14 protein-coding genes are annotated in these 20,200 nt (G+C 73.6%); 6 read left to right on the forward strand and 8 right to left on the reverse strand.

The features are described 5' to 3' along the window. Positions 1-618 precede the first annotated feature (618 nt). On the forward strand, positions 619-2,919 hold the full coding sequence (locus tag WMF42_RS32775; protein ID WP_437686786.1) for a CapA family protein: 2,301 nt from the start codon (positions 619-621) through the stop codon (positions 2,917-2,919). Between the two features lie 190 nt (positions 2,920-3,109). Beyond that, positions 3,110-4,030, forward strand: a complete 921-nt coding sequence (locus WMF42_RS32780; protein ID WP_437686788.1) for a M23 family metallopeptidase — start codon at positions 3,110-3,112, stop codon at positions 4,028-4,030. A gap of 46 nt (positions 4,031-4,076) precedes the next feature. On the opposite strand, the gene WMF42_RS32785 is transcribed toward WMF42_RS32780, so the two are convergent. From WMF42_RS32785 to WMF42_RS32800, 4 genes are all read right to left on the reverse strand, one after another. Beyond that, a complete protein-coding gene (locus WMF42_RS32785) occupies positions 4,077-5,021 on the reverse strand; it encodes an RluA family pseudouridine synthase (protein WP_061610324.1) in 945 nt (314 codons plus the stop codon). Between the two features lie 5 nt (positions 5,022-5,026). Beyond that, positions 5,027-6,502, reverse strand: a complete 1,476-nt coding sequence (locus WMF42_RS32790; protein WP_437686790.1) for a hypothetical protein — start codon at positions 6,500-6,502, stop codon at positions 5,027-5,029. A 63-nt stretch (positions 6,503-6,565) separates the two neighbouring features. Beyond that, positions 6,566-8,101, reverse strand: a complete 1,536-nt coding sequence (locus WMF42_RS32795) for a hypothetical protein (protein ID WP_233560954.1) — start codon at positions 8,099-8,101, stop codon at positions 6,566-6,568. Positions 8,102-8,239: 138 nt separating this feature from the next. Beyond that, a complete protein-coding gene (locus WMF42_RS32800) occupies positions 8,240-9,577 on the reverse strand; it encodes a Stp1/IreP family PP2C-type Ser/Thr phosphatase (protein ID WP_061605405.1) in 1,338 nt (445 codons plus the stop codon). A gap of 213 nt (positions 9,578-9,790) precedes the next feature. Here WMF42_RS32800 and WMF42_RS32805 point away from each other — a divergent pair, with 213 nt between their 5' ends. Together WMF42_RS32805 and WMF42_RS32810 are read left to right on the forward strand one after the other, a co-directional pair. Next, positions 9,791-10,513 carry a hypothetical protein gene (locus WMF42_RS32805; RefSeq protein ID WP_437686793.1) on the forward strand — a complete coding sequence of 241 codons (723 nt, stop codon included), beginning with the start codon at positions 9,791-9,793 and terminating at the stop codon, positions 10,511-10,513. A 104-nt stretch (positions 10,514-10,617) separates the two neighbouring features. After that, complete coding sequence (locus WMF42_RS32810) at positions 10,618-11,790, forward strand: tetratricopeptide repeat protein (RefSeq protein ID WP_437686794.1); 1,173 nt, start codon at positions 10,618-10,620, stop codon at positions 11,788-11,790. 10 nt (positions 11,791-11,800) lie between these two features. On the opposite strand, the gene WMF42_RS32815 is transcribed toward WMF42_RS32810, so the two are convergent. The 4 genes from WMF42_RS32815 to WMF42_RS32830 form a co-directional block, all read right to left on the reverse strand. Then, the gene (locus WMF42_RS32815) at positions 11,801-12,580 is read right to left on the reverse strand and encodes a JAB domain-containing protein (protein ID WP_437686796.1); all 780 of its coding nucleotides are present in this window, start codon (positions 12,578-12,580) and stop codon (positions 11,801-11,803) included. A 141-nt stretch (positions 12,581-12,721) separates the two neighbouring features. Beyond that, the gene (locus WMF42_RS32820) at positions 12,722-13,450 is read right to left on the reverse strand and encodes a competence/damage-inducible protein A (protein WP_061612938.1); all 729 of its coding nucleotides are present in this window, start codon (positions 13,448-13,450) and stop codon (positions 12,722-12,724) included. 17 nt (positions 13,451-13,467) lie between these two features. After that, a complete protein-coding gene (gene xseB / locus WMF42_RS32825; protein WP_437686799.1) occupies positions 13,468-13,839 on the reverse strand; it encodes an exodeoxyribonuclease VII small subunit in 372 nt (123 codons plus the stop codon). A 5-nt stretch (positions 13,840-13,844) separates the two neighbouring features. Continuing rightward, entirely contained in the window at positions 13,845-16,058 is a 2,214-nt protein-coding gene (locus tag WMF42_RS32830) for a HEAT repeat domain-containing protein (protein ID WP_437686801.1), read from the reverse strand. 152 nt (positions 16,059-16,210) lie between these two features. On the opposite strand from WMF42_RS32830, the gene WMF42_RS32835 reads away from it, so the two are divergent. Together WMF42_RS32835 and WMF42_RS32840 are read left to right on the forward strand one after the other, a co-directional pair. Then, positions 16,211-18,103: a radical SAM protein gene (locus WMF42_RS32835; protein ID WP_437686803.1), complete on the forward strand. Its 1,893-nt coding sequence runs from the start codon at positions 16,211-16,213 to the stop codon at positions 18,101-18,103. Positions 18,104-18,325: 222 nt separating this feature from the next. Continuing rightward, a complete protein-coding gene (locus tag WMF42_RS32840; protein ID WP_437686805.1) occupies positions 18,326-20,125 on the forward strand; it encodes a protein kinase domain-containing protein in 1,800 nt (599 codons plus the stop codon). Positions 20,126-20,200: the final 75 nt, after the last annotated feature.

Here is a 20,200-nt window from a genome sequence, read left to right on the forward strand (position 1 = left end):
CGCCGGGCCAGACGAGCGAGGATACCGGGTTTCCGCGCTCCAAGAACAGAGGAAATGCAGCAAATCGCGGCTTCAACCATGCCTGTTTGCGCACCTGTCTGCCTGCGCGAAGCCCGCCTCGCCATGAAGCTCCGAATTTCTTGAGACTGGCACTCTTCCAGGTCAGTGTGTCCAGGTGCGACGCCGGCGCGCATCACCGCAGCGGGGCGTGCTTGCACGCGCCCCCACACGAAAGGGACGACAGCGACGTGACGTGGCGAGGGCGCCCCTCCGACACTGACCCCGACGGCATGCAAAGAAAACGCGGACGCTCCACTCGAGCGTATAGCGAGAGCTCACCGGAGCATGATAATCTCGATCTGATCATCTTTGTCGCGCAGAACAGCGCTGGAACGGATCGAATCATGCAAGGGGTCGGCGCTCCCGCTGTCTCTGCGGCGAGGGCTGAGCGGCCAGTCGACGCTCGAGGACCCTGCATCGGCCGGATGAGAAACGCTGGAGTACGGTCACACGGCATTTTTACAGATGCGTGGCCGGCCCCGGCGGAGCTCTGCTCTGGCCTCGTCATCTCTTGATGTCGGCCGTCGTGGGACAGGCCCCAACAGACCGGGAGCGATCATGGCAAGAAGACGCGTCATCCCCACATTCACGTCCTCATCGCTGTGCGCGGGCGCCGCGATCTGCGCCTCGCTCGCCGCGGGCGACGCCCTGGCGGCGTACCGCTTCGACGCCACCGAGGCGGCGTTCGACGCGACGTACGCGGCGACGCCGATCGACGTGATCGGCGTCGTCGTCGACGAGGCAGGGTCGCCGATCTCGGGCGCGGAGGTGACCGCCATCGGCTGGGGGAGCGGCGCGGTCAACCACGGCGAGATCGCCTTCACCGACGACGCGGGCGCGTTCACCCTGGAGGCGCTCGCGCGGCGCTCGGTCCTCCTGCGCGTCGAGATCGACGGGTACTACAGCGAGATCATCCCCGCCGATCTGCACCGCCCGCTCTCCGCGGCGGTCGCCGAGGTCGGCCGCGTCGTCCTGACCGTGCAGCGCCCCGGCCGCGCGCGGATCCTCGTGGGGGGCGACACGATGTTCGGGCGGCGCTTCATCGACAGCGACGCCGACGGCGTCGAGGGAGAGGCCGGCGACCTGATCCGCCCCGGCACCCGCGAGGCGGACGCGCGCGCCGTCCTCTCCTTCCTGCGCGACGTCCTCTCGTCGGCGGACTACACCCAGGTCAACCTGGAGTGCCCTGTCACGGCCAACCCGGAGACGCCCCACCCGTACAAGTCGTTCACGTTCTTCTCCTACCCCGAGACGGTCCGGGCCCTCGCGCTCTCCGGGGTGGACGGGGTGAGCCTCGGCAACAACCACATGTTCGATTACCTGGAGGGGGGCGTCACCGACACCCTCAGCGCCGTGCCGAACGCCGGACTCGACTGGTTCGGCGCCGGCGTCGACGAGGCGACGGCGAAGGGCACCGTTCTCTACAGGACGATCCGCGGCGTCGACGTGGCCTTCCAGGGGTTCAGCCAGCTCGTCAATGACGGGACGACGCTGGCGGAATACGCGCTCACCGCCTCCGATGGGCCCCCTCCCAAGGCCGGCGCGCTCCAGCTCGGCCTCACCCAGATCAGCGACTTCATGCAGACGGACGCGGTGGGGCGCTTCGCCATCCCGGTGGTGCACGGAGGCATCGAGTACAGCGACTACCCGTCGTCCGGGATGCGGCGGCGGTTCACGCAGCTCGCCCAGATGGGCGCCGGCATGATCGTGGCCCACCACCCGCACACGATCCACGGCGTCGGGCTGTACGACGCCGGCGCCGGCCCCCGCTTCATCTTCATGTCGCTCGGCAACATGGTCTTCGATCAGGACATCTTCGAGACGTACCAGTCGTACGTCGCCGCCGTCGACATCGACGAGGCGGCGGATGGCAGCCGCGCGGTGCACCGCGTGCAGCTCATCCCGTTCCAGAACGAGGATTACGTGCCGAAGCTGGTGGGCGGCGCCTGGCTCGGCCGGGCGATCCGCCACATCGGCCACCTCTCCACGACGCTGCCGGCGGCGCCGGCGCCCGGCGAGGCGGCCGACGGCCTGACCGGCGCTGTCGTGTTCGCGAGCGGCCCGCGGGCCGCCGCGGTGAGCGACCCCGCGCAGTACACGACGAACGAGCAGGTCGAGACGCGGAGCGTGCCGCTCACGAACCGCAGCACCGGGCCCGTCGCGCACCTGCGCTCGGACGCCTCGGACTCGCTCGCCGCGCTCCGGACGACCGCCGCCGCGAGTTGCGATTACGGCCGGGAGATCATGCTCTACGGCGACTTCGAGGACAGCGACGTCGACGACGCCTTCCACGAAGGCTCGATGTGGTCGATGAGCGAATATCGCTACATCGAGAACAGCGTCGTTCACGGCGGGACGGGCGCGATGGTGTTCCTGCGCAAGTCGAGCAGCACCTCCGAGGTGTCGACCTACATGAACAACCGCGTCAAGTTCGAGCCCGGCCGCAAGCTGACCCTCACCGGATACCTGAAGGGCGAGAACGCCGGGCAGATGCGCGCGCAGGTCTACTGGTACACGAGCGGCGGGACGAGCGTGTCGAACAGCGTCGCGTACACGCGCGCGGCCGGCACCTACGACTGGCAGCGGTTCACCGTCGACCTCACCCCGCCGGCGAACGCGGGCTCGGTGCGGGTCTACTTCAGGGCGGCCCCGCCGGCGAGCGGCGAGGCCACCACGTTCCTCGACGACGTGTCGCTCGTCGAGTGGGAGGGCACGATCGCCGACGGCTCCCTCGGGTCCGCGTTCGCGACGCCGAACGACTGGAGCTTCGTCCGCTGCACCGCCACGAATCCGGCGCTCACGACCCTCGGCGTGACGATGACGCACCGGTCGTACACGCTGGCGCCGGCGACGCCCTGAGCAGGCCATCCTCGCCAGGACGCGAGAACGCCAACGACGCGCCACCGACCACGTCGACGACGCGAGAGCGCACATCGACTCACGGTCCCCTGACCTCGACTTCCGTGCTCTGCTTCGGTATCATGGCTGAGCGGCGCTGCGCCGTGGACTCGACACCTGCACCGCGCCTGCGCGCCACGGACCCGCCACCATGAAGCCCTCGCGGAAGCCATCGTATCTCGCGACCCTGCTGGCGCTCGCCGTGCTCACGGCCGGCTGCGGCTCGGACCCCGAGGGCCCCGATCTCGTGTGGCCGATCGGGGGGACGGAGGAGATGCAGCCGATGTCGTCGAGCTTCGGCCCCCGCCTGCAGACCTCGCGCGACGGCGTCTACGACTTTCACCGGGGCATCGATATCCCCACGGTGATGGGCACCCCGGTGTACGCGGTCGGCGACGGCAGGGTGACGCGCGCCGGGCGTTACAACGATTTCGATGACGTCGTGGTGCAGATCGAGCACTGCGACGGGGCGGGCGCGTGCTTCTACAGCACCTACGTCCACCTGACGATGCCGCTCGTCGAGCCCGGCGAGGTGGTCGGGCGCGGCCAGCACATCGGCTACACCGGCCTCGCGGCCAGCAGCCTGTTCCCCCACCTGCACTTCGAGATCCGGGAGGGAGGGACCGAGAAGGTGTACTGCGTGCACCCGCTCCGCTTCCTCCCGACGCCTCGCGGGCTGCCCCCGGCGATCGACGTGCGCCGCACCGACGAGGACTCCACGTCGAGCGTCTCGGTCGAGGTCGAGGCCACCCTGCCCGGCATCGCCCCGGGCCTCCTCGAGGTCGACGTCGCCACGTCGAACCGATCGACAGGGGAGATCATCGACGAGCGGGGGATCAACTACGACGCGTGGAACCGCAAATACACGGCGGAGGGCGACGCCGCGATCATCGACGACGAGAGCCTCGGGGGCATCCGGATCGAGCCGGCGAAGTTCAACGCGCAGGCCTCGACCTACGTGATCGGGTTCCGCTTCAGCAACCTCGACGGGACGGCGTCGGCCGACGACCTCCGGATCACGGCGCGGGCGCGCGACGTGAGCGGCCACGTGGTCGAGGTGAGCCTGCCCTGAGGCGCGCGCGCGGCGAACGGCGCGGCGCGAGCCGCGCGGCGCCGGGTCAGGCCTCGCCGACCAGCGCCGCCATGTCGGGGGGCAGCGGCGAGGTCACAACGAACGCAGGCACCACGTCGCTGCCGCCCCACCCGATGTAGTGCGCGTGCAGCGCGTGGCGGCTCAGCCCCTCGGCCGTGGGCCCGCCGTAGAGCACGTCGCCGGCCAGCGGGTGACCCACCGACGCGAAGTGCGCCCGGATCTGGTGCCGCAGCGCCCTCGGGGCCCGCGCCTCGACGAGCTCCCAGAGCCCCGCCTGCCGCACGCGCTTGTACATCGTCGCCGCGGGCCGCGGCGCGTACCGCACGACGTCGCGCGGGTGGATGCACGGGTAGACCCGCTTCTTGTCCTTGGGGTGCGGCGCGAGCGGCACCTCGATCGAGCCCATCTCGGGGAGATCGCCGATCTGGCAGATGAGCAGGTAGCGCTTGTCGAGCCGCCCCTCCTTCAGCCCGGCGCCCAGCGCCGCGAACGCCGCGGCCGTGCGCGCCGCCAGCACGAGGCCGCTCGTCTCCGTGTCCAGCCGGTGGCACAGCCCGGGCTCCCGCGGGGAGAACCCGATCGCGGCCATCTCCGGGTACCGCGCGACAAGGGCGTTCGCGAGCGTGCCGCGCTCGCCCGGATCGAGCGGCGCGGTCGGCATCCCGGCGGGCTTGTTCACAACGACGAGGTCGTCGCGCTCGAGCACCACCTCGAGCGGCACGTCCGGGTCCGGCGTCGCCGCGCCGGAGGCCTCCGTGGGCTCGACGTCGACCTCCAGCACCTCGCCCGCCACCGCGACGTCGCCCTTCGACGCGCGCCGGCCGGCGCCGCTCGTCTCGGCCCCGTGCACGCGCACGCGCCCCTCGGAGAACAGCCGCTTCGCGCCCGCCCGCCCGAGCCCGGGCAGCATCTGCACGAGCAGCTTGTCGAGGCGCGTCCCTGCATCCAGCTCGGTGATCGTGATCTTCATAGCTCCTACGGAATCGCCCCCTGCCACCCGAGGCCGAGCGCGGGCGCCCGCCGGCTCCCGACGACGCTCTCTCCTATCACTCCCATCATGGGCAGGCCGAAGCGGTTCCACGAGGGGCGCGCGCCGCGGGCACCGGCGAACGCGGCGCGCGTCACGTACCACGTGACGCCCGCCCCCAGCAGAAATCCTCCGGCGGCGGCGCCGACCCAGGCCCGCTGCTGGGCCTGCGTCGGGGACTCGAAGACGAGCGGGCTGGCGAGCGCGGCCGCGCCGAGGCCGCCGAGCAGCGCGCCCACGTCGATCGTGAGGACCTGCGACGCGGTGACGTCGAGCTGCGTCGCGGCCGCGGCCGCCGCGAGCCAGCCGAGCGCGGCGCCGTAGCCCATCCCCGCGATCGGCGTCCGGTCGACGTCGCCGCGCGCCGCCCACTCGACGAGCGCGCCCAGCGTGAGCCCGAGCCCGCCGCCCGACTGCGCCATCAGCGCGCCGCCCTCGGACATGCGCCCGAGCGAGAGCCCGAGCGCCGCGAGCGTGATCCCGGCGGTCCCGCCGATGAGCCCGGAGGCCCAGCGCTCCTGGTCGGGATCCGCGGCGTGCTCCGCGAAGCGGCCCTCGTAGATGAGGTGGCCCGCGATCGTCGGCCACCACGTTCCGGACCCGAGGTACCAGGCGTCGGCCACGCCGACGTCCCACTCCTCCGCGATGATGATCGCCCCGCCGAGCCCGATGCCCGCGCCGACCGCGAGGAGCGGGTAGAGCAGGCGCGGATCGTCCGAGCCGCTCGATCGCTGGATCGAGAAGCCCACGAGGCCGCCGTAGAGCGTCGCGTTGGCCGCGAGCGTCGCCTTCCCGAGGCTGCGCGCGGGCGTGGCGAGGCGCCCGGCGCACCGCTCGGAGCAAGGCGCGTCCTCGCCGCGCGGCGGGGCCGCGCTCGCGTCGCCGTCGAGCTCGACCACGAGGTCGCGGAGCATCACGGCGGCGCGCACCGCGAGCTCGTCCCGCGCGACGCGCTCGACGCGCACCCGCAGCGACCGCGCGCCGCCGGGCGCGAGCGCGATCCGGAGCTCGACGTCGTCGCCGCGCAGGTCGAGGCTCGGCGCGATGAAGAGCCTGTCGCTGGCGCGCGCGCGCTCCACGAGCTCGGCCTCGTCGGGCCGCGCCCGCGAGGCGACGCGGTCGGCCAGATCCACCGACAGGCCGAGGTCCTGCGCCGTGTCCGAGAGGAGCGCGTCGAGCGCGCTCGCGAGCGGCGCCGCGCGCTCGGCGTCCTCGGGCGCGAGCGCCGTCGGGAGCACGACGGTCGCCCTCGCCGCCGGCGACGGGCGCGCGGCGCCCGCGGGCTGCGCAGGCTGGCCGGCGCGCGCCGGCGAGACCGCCTCGGCCGGCCGAGCCGACGCCGGGAGCGCCGCGGCGAACGCTGGCAGCGCCGCGGCGAGCGCCAGGGCGCGCGCGCGACCGCGGAGGTGCCAGGGATCGATCATGGGGTCGCTGCTTCGGTCCCCGGCGACGCTCGCCGCGGTGGCCGCCGCCGCTCGGGGCGTCGATCAGAACATGAACGTGCCGCTCGCGAAGATGTCGAACGTGTTGCTGTCGTTGACATAGAAGCGGCGGCCGATCGCGTTGATGCTCGGGCGGTAGTTGGGGTTCGGGCTGCCGGTGACGGTGAAGCTCCCGTCCTCGTTCTGGCGGCGGCACGGCCCGGCCGTCCCGATGTCGTCCTTGTACTGCGAGTTGCACGGCTGATCGCCGCCGATGCCGTGCCCCTGGTCGTGGCGGAAGCCGACGCCGAGCTGGAACTTCACGAGCTCGGCCGCCCTCCACGTCACGCTCGCGGAGCCGCGGTACGAGCCGTACGGCTGGACGTCGGCGAGCCCCGTGAAGTACGTCCGCTGCGAGCCCTCGTCGATGACCGAGGGCGCGCAGGCGCTCGGGTCGCCGCTCCGGCACGCGTTCACGTTGTACGCCTCGTTCTGGCGGAACGACGCCCACTGCGGCTGGCGCAGCGAGCTCGCGTCGGTCGAGCCGAGCGCGTCGAACAGCTCCGAGTAGTCGCGCCCCTCGGAGTGGTACTCGCCGGTGAAGCGCAGATCGAACGTGAGCCCGGTGAACTTCTCGCGGTTCTCCCAGGGGATGATCATCATGCCGAGCATCACCGTGCCGACGAGCGGCGGGTGGTTGACCAGCGACGTCTTCAGGTCGATGAGGCCGTAGTCGCTCGACTCCTGCTGGAACTCGAACAGCGCCTTGAACCCGCCGTACGGCTCGACGTACTTGATCCGCTTGGACAGGTACGTGTGCACCTCGAGGCCGATGGTGCCGCGCGAGACGCCGGGGTCGCGCTGCGTCATGCGCCCCCCCTCGAACGGGAGATCTGTCTCGCCGTTCCGGTTGATGTCCGTCGGGTCGGCGCACTTCACCTGCCCGCTCCTCGGCGACTCGGTGCAGGCGTGCATCGGCTCGCTCACCGGGAAGCGGCCCTCGATCCCGAACAGCCACGTCGGCTTCGTCCGGTCGCGCGCCTGGTTCATGATGTTCACGTCGGCGCCGACGGCGAGGTACTCGATGCCGCTGCGGGTCGGCGACGTGAAGGGCAGCGAGAAGAGCTGCTCGCCCGGGGCGCCCGCGAGGGCGACGCTCTGGTGCGCGGCGCTGCCGTCGAGGTCGGTGAGCTCGCGCGAGTGGCTCAGGATGAGCGGCATCCTGAGGTAGAGCGCGAGGTCGCGGTAGACGCCGACGTCGAGGCGCATGTTGAACTTCGACGTCGCCTCGCTGTAGCTCGCGACGTTGAGCAGGTTCGACGTGTAGCCGCCCGTTGACAGCCCCGGCGCCGCGATGCTCGTCTCGCGGCGGATCTTCGCGCCCTTGGTCGCGTACTCGAAGCCGAAGCTGAAGTTCAGATCGAAGTTGTCGCCCTCATCGAAGGCGTCGATGACGCTCGTGATCTCGCCCGTCTCCACCATGAGCCGCGGCTCGGTGGCGCTCCGCGGCTCGTCCGCGGCCGCGGGGGACGTCGCGAGCAGAGCCGCCGCAGCGACGGCGAGCGACGCGAGCGCCGAGCCGCAGTCCACGCGATTGGCCACGCTGATGGCGACGCGAGCAAGATGGCCTTCGCCGTACCTTCTGCCGTGCATGCTCATGGTGATCCGTCGGACGGACGCTACCGGCGGGGGCCGGAGGGTGTCAATCTGCGAATCGCTCGACGGGCGCGGGGCGGGGCCTCAGCGGGCCTCGGCGCGCTCCTCGGGGGCGAACGGGCTCTTCCCCTCCTCGCCGTCCGGGAAGATCTCGTTCGTGATGTCCTCCGCGGCGAGCTCCTCGCGGGCGGTGGTCAGGTCGCGCGACGTCTGATCGAGCCGGTCGGCGAGCACGCCGAGGAACTGCCAGAGCAGCTTCACGGCCAGCTCGTGCTCCTTGCGGAGGATCTCGAAGAAGTCGGCGCGCCGGACGGCGATGAGCTCGCTCTGCTCGACGGCCGAGACGGTGGCCGAGCGCGGCATGCTGCGGATGAGCGCCATCTCGCCGAAGTGCTCGCCCGGGCCGACCTCGCTCAGCACGGCGTCGCCGCGGACGATCCGGACGAGGCCCGAGAGCACGATGAACAGCTCGTCGCCGCGGTCGCCCTCGCGGACCACGATCTGGCCGGGCTCGAACGAGAGCACCTCGGCGACCTGCATGACCCGGAGCATCTCGCGCTCCTGGAGGCGCGCGAAGAGCGGCATCTTCGCGAGCACGTCGCGCTTGAGGGCGAGCAGCCGCGCGCGGACGCTGTCGCGGTGATCGCCCGCGCCGAGCCGCACGAGGACGGCGGTGATGTTGTCCTTGCCGCCCTTCCGATTCGCGAGATCGATGAGGCCGTTCGCGGCGGCCTCGCCGTTCTCCTCCTCGAAGAACGGCTCGAGCTCGGCGGTGTGCGCGATGTAGCCGTGGAGCCCGTCGGAGGCGAGGAGGAACTGGTCGCCCGGGAGCACCTCGATCGTGAGCGTGTCGACCTCGACGCGCTCGTACACGCCGACGGCGCGGGTGATCGCGTTCTTCTGCGCGACCTTCTCGATCTGATCGCGCGTGAGCTTCCCGCGCTTGATCAGCTCGTTGTAGACGGTGTGATCCTCCGTGACCTGCTGGATGCGGCCCTCGCGGAGGAGGTAGATGCGGCTGTCGCCGACGTGAGCGATGTAGCCGTGGGAGCCGGCGATGAGGAGCGCGGAGAGCGTCGTGCCCATGCCGCGCTTCGTCGCGTCGGCCTTCGCCTCCTCGTGGATGCGGGCGCAGGCGCGCTGCACGGCGTGCTCGAGCAGGCTGAGGACCTCCTTCATCGCGGCGCGCCGCACGTTGCTGCGCGCCTGGTTCTCGATGAGATCCCGCTCTTTCTTGAGCTCCTCGTGGATGATGCGGACCGCGAGGGCGCTCGCGACCTCGCCCGCGGCGTGTCCGCCCATTCCGTCGGCAACCACAAAGAGCGCGAGCTTCTTGTCGACGAGGTAGTTGTCCTCGTTGTGGTCCCGCATGCGGCCGACGTCGGTGGCCGCATAAAACCTGATGTTTTCGGACAGGCCCATCGGTTCGGGCAGGCTAACCGAGGGCGCGGGAGGAAATCACTAGCGATTGCGCCCACCGCGAACTGGACGACCTCCGCCCGTCCGCCTCACGCCTCGCCGCGCCCGGGACGTGCCTGCGCGATCGGGAGGTGCTCGGGGTGCGGGTGGGGAATCGACCGCGTGGCAGCGGCTGCGAGCGGCGGTACATTCGGAATGCGCAGAATGGGAGGCTCCATGCGGCTTGTCCTCTTCGATAACACCGACGTCGGGTGGGGCGCTCGGCGGCCGCGGGCTCCGCGCGCGCCCCGCCGGCGCGAGGTCGCGGCGCGCGCGGAGCCCGCGACCGCCGACGCCGCGGATCTCTCGGTGCTGGGCGAGGCGGTGGGCGCGTCGATCGGGCTCACGCCGGTCTGGCGCGCCGGCGCGCTCCTGCACCGCATGACGGGCGCGGCCGACGCGTGGCAGGCGGCGTCGAGCTGGGCCGAGGCGCTCGGGTGGGCGGCGCGCACGGCGCGCGAGCGCGGCCGGAAGATCAGCTCGCTGCAGGCCTGGGGGCACGGCGGCTGGGGATACATGCGGATCGGGAAGACCCGGCTCGACGAGGCGGCGCTCCGGCCGGGCTCGCCGCTCGACGGGGCGATCAACGCCCTGAAGGCCGAGCTCGCGGGCCCGGACGCGCTCGTGTGGCTCCGCTGCTGCAGCGCCTTCGGCCACTCCGGCCAGGCGTTCGCGCGGGCGCTCGCGGGCCGGCTCGGCTGCCGGGTCGCGGGGCACACGTACATCATCGCGTTCTACCAGAGCGGGACACACTCCCTCCGGCCGGGCGAGGCGCCGGCGTGGGATCCGCGCGAGGGCGTGCGCTTCTCCGACGGAGCGCCGGCCGGCGCCCTGTGGTCGTCGCGCACCGCGCCGAACACCGTCTCGTGCCTGACGGGCGAGCTGCCGCCGGGCTACTAACGACGTCGTCACGGACGAGGTCCGCGGACGAGGTCTCCCTCTCGGGGCGGCGCGCCGCCCGCCGGCGCTCGACCTGCCTCCTCCCGCCGGCGTACCCTGCCGCCATGACGCCGCCCGAAGCGCTGCGCGCGCGCGCGCTCGATCTGCTGAGCCGAGGGGACATGGCCGGCGGGATCGCCGGCCTCGAGGCGCACCTCGCCGCAGAGCAGGACGACGCGGGGGCCTGGCTCGCGCTCGGGGCGGCGCACGCGGCGGAGGGCCGCTGGGCCGAGGCGGCCCGGGCGCTCGCGCGCGCGGTCGAGCTCGACGGCGGCGAGGTGGAGGCGCGCCTCGCCTACGGCCGCGCGCTGGTCCGCCTCGGTCGGCTCGACGACGCGGCCGAGCAGCTCCGGCAGGGCGCCGCGATCGAGCCGCCCGACCCGCGGGTGCTGCGCGAGCTCGGGATCGCGCTCTACGACCAGCGCCTCCATGACGAGGCAGCGCGCTGGCTCGCGCGGGCGTGCGAGGCGGCGCCGGAGGACGGGCGGGCGGCGTTCGCGCTCGGGCTCGCGCACGAGGCGCGGCGGGACATCGCGGCGGCGATCGCGGCCTACCGCGAGGCGGTGCGGCGCGCGCCGGCGTTCTCCGACGCGCGGCTCACGCTGGCCGACGCGCTCGCGTCGATCGGGGAGCACGAGCAGGCGCTGGGCGAGCTCGAGGCGCTGCTCGGGCGCGAGCGGAGCCACGAGAAGGCGGCGCACAACCGCGAGGTGCTGCGGCGCGCGCTCGCCGAGATGCGCGCGCGCCGGCTGCTCGGCAAGACGGAGCGGGAGCTCGCGCTGTCGGCGCTCGCCGTGGAGGCGCAGCTCAGGCGCCGCGAGCAGACGCCGGCGGCGACCGGCGAGGGGGCGGGGCGGCACATCGTCCGCTACACGGCGCCGCTCCTCGAGCTCCACGCGACGATCGACCCAGGCAGCGGCGCGATCGAGGCGCTGCACCTCGCGCTGACCGATCCGGATCGCGCGGCGCGGTCCGAGGACGACGTCTTCAAGGTGACCGTGATCGGCGAGGACGGCCGGCAGGCGCCGGTGAACTACGCGACGGGCGCGTCGCTCACGTTCCTGCGCGAGGCGCTCGGCTGCCCCATGACGCAGGCGAGCGCGCTCTACGCGTCGCTGCTCCAGGGGGCGCCCTCCGTCGACTGGGGCGGCGCGACGGTGCGGCTCGCGAGCGTTCCGGGCGCCGCGAGCAAGGCCGGCGGGGAGCGGCACGGCCTCCTTGTCAGCCGGCGGGGCTAGGCCGTCGGGATCACGGGGGCGGCCGCTCGACGCTGTCGGGCGGCGCGTCGCCGGCCTCGATCATCCCGAGATCGTGCAGGGAGGAGTAGTGGCCGTCCGGCGCGAGGATGACGTGGTCGAGGAGCGGCACCCCGATCACCGCGCCGGCCGCGGCGACCGAGTTGGTCATGAGCACGTCCTCGGGCGACGGCGCCGAGTCGCCGCTCGGGTGGTTGTGCACCAGCACGAGCGCCGAGGCCGCGTCCGCGAGCGCGGCGCGCAGGATGTCCTTCGCCGTGACCGAGCAGCCGTGCAGCCCGCCCTGCGAGACCCTGCGCGCGCCGCGCATCCCGTTGCGGCCGTCGAGCGAGATCACCCACATCTGCTCGTGCTCGAGCGGGCCGAGGTGCGCCGCGCACCACGCCGCGATCGAGGCCGAGGTGCGCACCGGGGGCCGCGGGCGCACCGCGCGCTCGAAGGCGCGCCGCCCGAGCTCGAGCGACGCGGCGATGCGGAGGGCCTTCGCGAGGCCGAGGCCGGGGTGCTGGGCGAGCGCGTGCGGGCCGAGGCGCGAGAGCCCTTCCAGCCCGGAAAACCGGGCGAGGAGCGCGGCGGAGACGAGCGTCACGGGGGTGCCGACGAGCCCGGTGCCGAGCACGATCGCGAGCAGATCGGCGTCGCCGAGCGACCAGATCCCCTCCTCGAGCGCCCGCTCCCGCGGGCCGGCGAAGCCGGGCAGCGCGGAGGGGTCGTCGGCGTACGGGTCGAGGAGGTGACTGGACGGCAGCGCGGCGCTCTTCCACAGGCTCATGCGCGGACGCCAAGCACGCGGCGGGCCGGCCGGCGCGCCCGCCGCGCCAGCGGGTTTCGCGCCGCAGGGGGTGGCGGTCCGGCGGCGGAGGGTGGCGGCCGCCAGGGGCGCGCGCGGCGTGAACGTGGGAGCGCGCGCGCGTCACTCGACGCGGACGATCGTCTCCGCGGGCAGGCTCTGGGCGAAGGCGTCGCGCGCGGCGCGCACCTTCGCCTCGACGAGGCCGTCGAACGTGAGCTTCGTGCGGTAGTCGGCGCCCGACCACCGGGGGTAGGAGCCGATGTCGACGTCGCTGTAGGCCTCGACGACGCGGTCGAGCATGGGCTTGAGCTGCCCCTCGTCGAGGGTCGTGAACACCGCGAACGAGATGAACGGCGCGCCGCCGGAGAGCTCCGCCTGGATGAGCGCCTGCTTCGCCCGGAAGATCTGCGGCACGCCGGGCAGCATCCACACGTTCCGCATCACCACCGCCGGCCACGCCGCGCTGCCGCCGGTCACGAGCCGCGCGCCCTCCGGGATGCGGGCCATGAGCAGGTGCCCCTCGGTGATCCGGTCGCCGTAGTACTCGCGCAGCATGCTCTCCATGTTGGGCGCGCTGAGCACCGGCACGCCGAACGCGCGCGCCACGCCCGCGATCGTGAGATCGTCGTGGGTCGGGCCCACGCCGCCGCTCGTGAAGAGCCAGTCGTGCGACGCGGCGAGCGCCCGCACCTCCGCGGCGATCACCTCGATGTCGTCGAGCACCATCACGGCCCGCTCCAGCTTCACGCCGAGCGCGCGCAGGGTGCCCGCGAGCACGAACAGGTTCTCGTCAGCGATCTTCCCGGTGAGCAGCTCGTTGCCGATGATCAGCGCCGCCGCGGTCCTCATCTCTCCCTATGCTCCGCTCAGCCCTCGAACTCGCGCGTCACGGGGCGCCCGTCGGCGTCCATCCCGAGCAGCTCCTCCACGCGCTTCTCCGCGCGGTCGAGGCGCTCCTGCGCCGACCGCGACAGGCGGATGCCCTCCTCGAACAGCGAGAGCGCGCGCTCGAGCGGCAGGTCCCCGCCCTCGAGCTCCGCCACGATCTTCGCGAGGCGGCGCGTCGATTCTTCAAAGGACATCGCGCCGGCGCCCGCGGCCTTGTCGCCGCTCACCGGCGCGCGATCGGCCTCGCTCGCGGACGCCGTCGAGGTGGCGCGGGGCTCTGCGCTCGACTTTGCGCAAGGTTCCGCGTCCGCGTCGCGGCCCGAGCCGCTCTCGTCCGTCGCGTTGCTCATCGTCGTCATGAGCCAGAGTCCCCCGGGGGTGCTGCCGGCGCAAGCAGGACGGAGCTCACCCCGGGCGGCACCCCCGGCACGAGGAGCACGCCGTCCGGATCGGCCACGACCGGAACGGCCACCCCATCCGGCCGGACGAGCCGCGCCGGACGCGAGGACGCGCTCGCGGCCGCGCTCCGGTCGTTCGGGACGATCGCGACCCAGACCACCCCCGTTGCGAGCGCGGGGCGCGGCGCGTCGAGCGCGCCGGACGTCGGAGAGCGCGGGGCGCCGGAGAGCGCCGCCCGCGCGAGCGCGCGCACCCCCTCGTCCGGGTCGAGGTCCCGCGCGGTGAGGAGCGCGCGCGTGCGCTGCACCTCGGCGCGCCGCGACAGACCGCGCACGATCGCGCGGCGCACCGCGGGGTCGTCCTCGAAGCGGTAGGCGCGCGCGAGGAGCGAGACGCTGTCGGGCATGGGGTCGCTCCCGAGGCCGAGCGCGACGTGCGCGCGGACGACGGGATCGCTCCCCTCGAGCAGCCGCTTGAGCCGGCCGCGGACCACCTCGTCGTCGCGCGCCGCGAGCGCGCGCGCGGCGAGCGGCGCCAGGGGGCCGCCCGCCTCCGCGAGGGCGGCGAGCCGCGAGGTCGCGACCGCCCCGCCCCGCGGCGCCGCGAGCAGCGCGACGCCCGCCGAGATCGCCGCCGCGTCGGGCGCGGCGTCGTCGCTGCCCGCCGCGGCGCCCCCGCCGCCGGGCGCGGCGAGCCCCGCGAAGAGCGGCGCGAGCGCGGCGAGGGCGCGCTCGCCGCGCGCGAGCGCGCCGCGCGCCGCCGCGTGGACCGCCGCGCGATCGCAGGCGGCCGGCGAGCACGCGCCGACCACCTCGCCCGCGTCGCGGAGGCCGAGCGCCACGGCGCCGAACACCCCGACGGCGCGATCGCTCGACCCCCTCGGCGCGGCGAGCGCGGCGAGCAGCCGCCCCTCGAGCGCCTCGGGCGCGTCGCCCAGGACGAGGCCGCGGACCACGCCGGCGCGCAGGCCGAGCCGGCGGAGGTCCGCGTCCTTCGCGGCGCGCGCGCCCTCGATCATCTCCGCGACGGCGGCCCGCGCCTCGGCCCCGGGCGTCGTCGCGAGCGCGAACGCCGCCGCCGTCGCGAGCTCCGGGCGCTCGAGCAGCCCGCGGAGCTGCCGCGCCGCCTCCGCGCTGCCCGCGCGGCCGATCGCCGCGACGACGCGCGGCCGCGCGTCCTCCGGGAGCAGCGGGAGCGCGCGCGCGAGCGCCGGCGCGAGCCGCTCCGACGGCGCGAGCTCGGCCAGCCTGAGCCCCTCGAGCCGCGCGCGCTCGGACCCGAGCAGCGCGGCCACGGCGTCCGGCGCCTCCGGCGCCCCGAGGTGGACGAGGATCTCGGCCGTCGCCTCGAGCAGCCCCGGCTCCGGGCTGCGCAGCCACGCGCGCGCCCTGGCCAGCGCGGCCTCGTCGCCGAGCCGCGCGAGGGCGCGCGCCGCGGCCACCTGCGCTGCCCGGTCGCCGCCCTCGAGCATCGGCCGCAGCGCCCCGATCGCCCGCAGGTCGCCGAGCTCGCCGAGGAAGGCGACGAGCGCGGGCTCGAGCCGCTTGCGGCTCCCGAGCAGGAGCTGGAGCGACGCGGGCGGGTACGCCCTGAGCGCGCGCGCCGCGGCCTCGCCCGCGGCCCCGCCCTGCACGATCGCGTTCACGAGCGCGCCGAGCGCGCGCCGGTCGCCGGAGCGCGCGAGCGCCAGGGCGGCCGTGCCGCGCAGCAGCTCGCCGAGCGGCGAGGCGGCGCTGCGCGCGGGGGCGCCGCCCTCGGACAGCTCGCGCGAGAGGAGCTGGCGCACGCTGTCGCGCGCTGCGTGCGGCGCGAGGGCCCGCACCGCCGCGAGGCGCGCCCTGGGATCGCGCGCCCCCGGGGCCCCCTGCTCGAGCGCCGCGAGCAGCGCGCTCACCGCCTCCTCGGTGCCGATCGCGCCGAGCCGCTCGATGCCGCGGAGCCGCGCCTCCGGGTCGCTCGACGCGAGCAGCCGCTCGGCGACAGGCACGCCGAGGCTGCCGCGCAGCGGCGTGGCGCCGGGCTCGACAGCAGAGGATGCGCCGCCGTCCCCCGCGCGCGGCGCCCGCGCGGTCCGCGCGACGGGCTGCGGCGCCGCCGCGCCCGCGATCGCGGTGGCCGCGAGCGCCGCCGCGAGGCCCAGCGCGCGGGGGGTTCCAGGGGAGAATCGCATTCGCTCCGCCGCACTATCCCGCGATCGGCGGCCCGCTGTCACGCTCCCCCGAGGCGCGCCGGCGCGGCGTGACAAGCCTGGAATTTGATGGAAGCACGCGCTAGGTCGACCTACGGTGCAGCCGCGAAAAGCGGCTGCAGAAGAGGTGACGCTTGATCGACCTGGTACGGACACTGGAAAAGGCCATCACGGTATCCGCCAACAAGGTGTGGCCGGTCTTGCAGCAGCTCAGCCGGCTCGGTGGCGAGCCCGCGCCGTTTCACCCGAGGTGGAGCGACAAACCGATCCCGAGGGGCGGCCAGCGCTCGAAGCCCCCGCTCGGCTGGCCCCGCGAGACCGACAGCCTGTGCCCGCGCTGCGTCAAGGAGGCGCGCGACGAGATCCTGAGCGGCAGGGCGGACTGGACCCGGCTCATCACCGACAAGCCCGGGGAGATCCGCGCCCGCATCGTCGCGCGCGACGGGCGGGTGGTCATGGAGAAGACGTGCCCGAAGCACGGCTTCTTCTCGGACACGATCTCGATCGACCCGGAGTTCCTCGCCCGGATCGAGCGGCTCTTCGCCGGCCGCGACGTCGAGATGACGCCGGACAAGATCCACAACCACGGCTCGAGCACCATCCGGTACGGGCGCGGCGCGGTGCTCACGGTCGACCTGACGAACCGCTGCAACATGATGTGCGACCCGTGCTTCATGGATGCCAATCAGGTCGGCTACGTGCACGAGCTCTCCTGGGACGAGATCGCGCGGATCCTCGACGACGCGGCGGACGTGCGCCCGCGCCGGCAGATGTCGATCCAGTTCTCCGGCGGCGAGCCGACGCTGAGCCCGCATTTCCTCGACGCCATCCGGTACGCGCGCAAGAAGGGGTACCTCGCGGTGCAGTGCGCGACGAACGGGCTGCGCTTCGCCGAGGAGCCGGGCTTCGCCAGGAAGGCGAAGGAGGCGGGCCTCCGGATGGCGTACCTGCAGTTCGACGGCGTCACGAACACAGCGAACAGCCACCGCAAGATCGGCAACCTCTACGACGTGAAGCTGCGGGCGATCGAGGAGCTCTCGGCCGCCGGCATCGACGTCATCCTGGTCGTGACGATCGTCAACGGCGTGAACAACGATCAGGTCGGGCCGATCATCGACTTCGCGGTCCAGAACGCCGACAAGATCACGGTCGTCAGCTTCCAGCCGGTCAGCTTCACCGGCCGCGACGAGGACATCTCCGACGAGCTGCGCGAGCAGCAGCGCTACACGCTGAGCCACCTCGCGCACGACATCGCCCGGCAGACCGGCGTGACCGATCCGCTGCGCGACTGGTTCCCCCTCTCGTCGCTCGGCCCCTTCGGCGACGTGACCGATCTCCTCGACGGCCCCGACAAGGACTGGGGCCAGATCAACTGCGGCTGCCACCCGAACTGCGGCATCGGGACGGTGCTGTTCGTCCACAAGAAGACGAAGCAGATGGTCCCGCTGCTCGACTTCATCGATGTCGAAGGGCTGCTCTCCGACCTGCGCGCGATCTTCGACGCCGGGCGCGGCCGCGCCCTCACGAAGGCCCAGGTCGTCGCCGCGCTGCTGCGCCATTACCGGCCCGAGAAGGCGCCGCCCAACTTCCACCTCGGCACCCTGGTGAAGCAGTTCATGAGCCAGACCGGCGCCGCGCACGCCGGTGAGAGCGACGCCCGCGAGTACGAGTGGCGGGTCCTGTTCGTCGCGGGCATGTGGTTTCAGGACCTGTTCAATTACGACTTCCGTCGTACCGAGATGTGCATCATTCCGTACGGAACGCAGCTCGGTGAGATCAGCTTCTGTGCGTACAACACCGGCGCTGGGTGGCGAAACATCCTCGAGAAGATGAAGGCCAACGCCACGGTGGCCGAGTGGTACAAGAAGCACGGCAGGCACCCGGTGTATGCGAAGAATAAGGATCTTCCGCTACCGGCCTACGACAATCCCCTGACGATCGTCGAGCACGACGTTGCGGTGCGCGAGCGCGAGCAGGGCGCACCGCGCGCGCGGCCGCCGGCCAGGCGGCTGCCGATCGTGAGCTGATCCCGCAGCCTCCGCGCGCCTCCCCCGCCGGCGCCGATCGCCGACGCGCCGACACCGCGCCCACGCTGGCGCCCGATGTCGGCGAGTCGGCGATCGGTCGTAGGACGCCTCACATCGACATGAAGGCACCCGGCCTTCGTCATGATTGTGCTGGACGTGCGCGCTCGCGGGAACGGCGCGGGACTCATGGAGAACGCACGAGGCATGGTGTAGCCTCCGCATGTGACCTTGCACGCTGGCCGCTATGAGAGCTTGCGCGCCATCGCGTCGGGCGGCATGGCCACCGTGTATCTCGGGCGGGCCATCGGCGCCGGTGGGTTCGAGCGCCTCGTCGCCCTGAAGATGATGCACCCGCACATCGCGGCCGAGCCCGAGTTCGTCGCGATGTTCCTCGACGAGGCGCGCCTCGCGGCGCGGGTGCGCCACCCCAACGTCGTCGCGACGTTCGATCTCGTCGAGGACCCGCTGTTCCTCGTCATGGAGTACATCGAGGGCCCGTCGCTGCACCTGCTGCTCCGCACGTGCGCGCGGGCGAAGCGGCCCCTCCCGCTCGGGATCGCGCTCCGCATCTTCCTCGACGTGCTCGCGGGCCTCCACGCGGCGCACGAGCTCACCGGGTCGGAGGGCGAGCCGCTCCACCTCGTGCACCGCGACGTCTCGCCGCAGAACGTGCTCGTCGGCATCGACGGCGTCTCGCGCATCACCGACTTCGGCGTGGCGCGCGCCGAGACGAGGCTCATGTCGACGCGGGGCAACGCGCTGAAGGGCAAGCTCGCGTACATGGCACCCGAGCAGATCCGGGCGCAGCAGATCGACCGCCGCAGCGACGTGTACTCGGCCGGCGTGGTGCTCTGGGAGATGCTCACGGAGGAGCGGCTGTTCAAGGCCGACAACGACGGCGCGCTGATCGCGCAGATCCTCCAGGGCCCGCCCACGGGCCCGCGCGGGGTCATGCCGTCGGTCCCGTCCGCGATCGACCAGATCTGCCTGCGCGCGCTGAACACCGATCCGAACGCCCGGTTCCCGACCGCCGCCGCGTTCTCGGAGGCGCTCGAGGAGGCGGCCGCGCAGACGCCGGGCCTCGCTGTGTCGTCCCCCCGCGCCGTGGAAGCGCTCATCAAGGAGGTCGGCCTGCGGGGATCGCCGGAGGGTCTCGGCGGGCCGATCAGCGCGCGGGGCGGCCCGGCGTCGGGCTCCGGTCCGAGGTCTGTGCGGTCGCCGCTGAGCCAGCGCTCTCCCCGGAGCGAGCCGCTGCCCCTGAGCCAGCGCGCCGCCCGGAGCGAGCCGCTGCCCCTGAGCCAGCGCGCGCCCTGGAGCGAGCAAGCCCCCGGGGCGGCGCCGGACATCTCGGGCGCGGACGCCAGCGCGTCGGCGCTGGGCGCCGTCGTCTCCGAGGCCGTGGCCCGCCGGCAGCACATCGTGCGCCGCGGCGTGATCGCGAGCCTCTGCGCTGTCGCGCTCGCGGTCGGGGTGGTGGTCTTCTTCGTCGCCGGCGAGCGCGCGCCCGCCGCGCTGGAAACGGAGAGCGTCGCTGCTCCCTCGATCCTGTCGGCGCTCCCCGCGGCCGAGGCGGACAGCGCGACCGGCGAGGCGGCCGCGCCGGCGCAGCCCAGCGGGCCTGCCCAGGGCCCGGCCGTCGCCAGCGCGGCCCAGGGCGCGGCCCTCGCCAACGCGGCCCAGGGTCCCGCCCTCGGCGGCGCTGCCCCGGCCCCCGGCCCCGCCCCGCGCGCGCCGATCCCCGTCAAAGCCGTCCAGGGCCCCGCGCGCGCCGTCCAGGGCCCCGCGCCCACCGCGCAGCGCGCGGCGAGCGCGGCCCCGCGGCCGGCCCAGAGAGCGACCCCGCCCGTCGCCAAGTCCAAGGCTGGCCGGTCCGACATGCGCACGGCGAGCGGGTCGATGGCCCCGACGGCGAAGCCAGCCGTCCGCTCCTCGGCCGCGCGCGGCGCGACGAAGACCCCGGAGCCGAAGCGCACCGCCCCGCGCACGACCTCCCGCACGCCCTACAAGCCAACCGGGTTGTGACACGCGGGTTGTGACGCGCGCGACGCGCGACGTCATCGCGCCGGCGGGGAGACACCTCCGAGGCGCCTTATCCCG

This window comes from Sorangium sp. So ce176 (assembly GCF_051519835.1).
Lineage (GTDB): Bacteria > Myxococcota_A > Polyangia > Polyangiales > Polyangiaceae > Sorangium > Sorangium cellulosum_G.

Coding starts and splice junctions, on each gene's coding strand:
- WMF42_RS32775 (WP_437686786.1), top strand. CDS start 619: ATGGCAAGAAGACGCGTCATCCCCACATTCACGTCCTCATCGCTGTGC.
- WMF42_RS32780 (WP_437686788.1), top strand. CDS start 3,110: ATGAAGCCCTCGCGGAAGCCATCGTATCTCGCGACCCTGCTGGCGCTC.
- WMF42_RS32785 (WP_061610324.1), bottom strand. CDS start 5,021: ATGAAGATCACGATCACCGAGCTGGATGCAGGGACGCGCCTCGACAAG.
- WMF42_RS32790 (WP_437686790.1), bottom strand. CDS start 6,502: ATGATCGATCCCTGGCACCTCCGCGGTCGCGCGCGCGCCCTGGCGCTC.
- WMF42_RS32800 (WP_061605405.1), bottom strand. CDS start 9,577: ATGGGCCTGTCCGAAAACATCAGGTTTTATGCGGCCACCGACGTCGGC.
- WMF42_RS32805 (WP_437686793.1), top strand. CDS start 9,791: ATGCGGCTTGTCCTCTTCGATAACACCGACGTCGGGTGGGGCGCTCGG.
- WMF42_RS32810 (WP_437686794.1), top strand. CDS start 10,618: ATGACGCCGCCCGAAGCGCTGCGCGCGCGCGCGCTCGATCTGCTGAGC.
- WMF42_RS32815 (WP_437686796.1), bottom strand. CDS start 12,580: ATGAGCCTGTGGAAGAGCGCCGCGCTGCCGTCCAGTCACCTCCTCGAC.
- WMF42_RS32820 (WP_061612938.1), bottom strand. CDS start 13,450: ATGAGGACCGCGGCGGCGCTGATCATCGGCAACGAGCTGCTCACCGGG.
- xseB (WP_437686799.1), bottom strand. CDS start 13,839: ATGAGCAACGCGACGGACGAGAGCGGCTCGGGCCGCGACGCGGACGCG.
- WMF42_RS32830 (WP_437686801.1), bottom strand. CDS start 16,058: ATGCGATTCTCCCCTGGAACCCCCCGCGCGCTGGGCCTCGCGGCGGCG.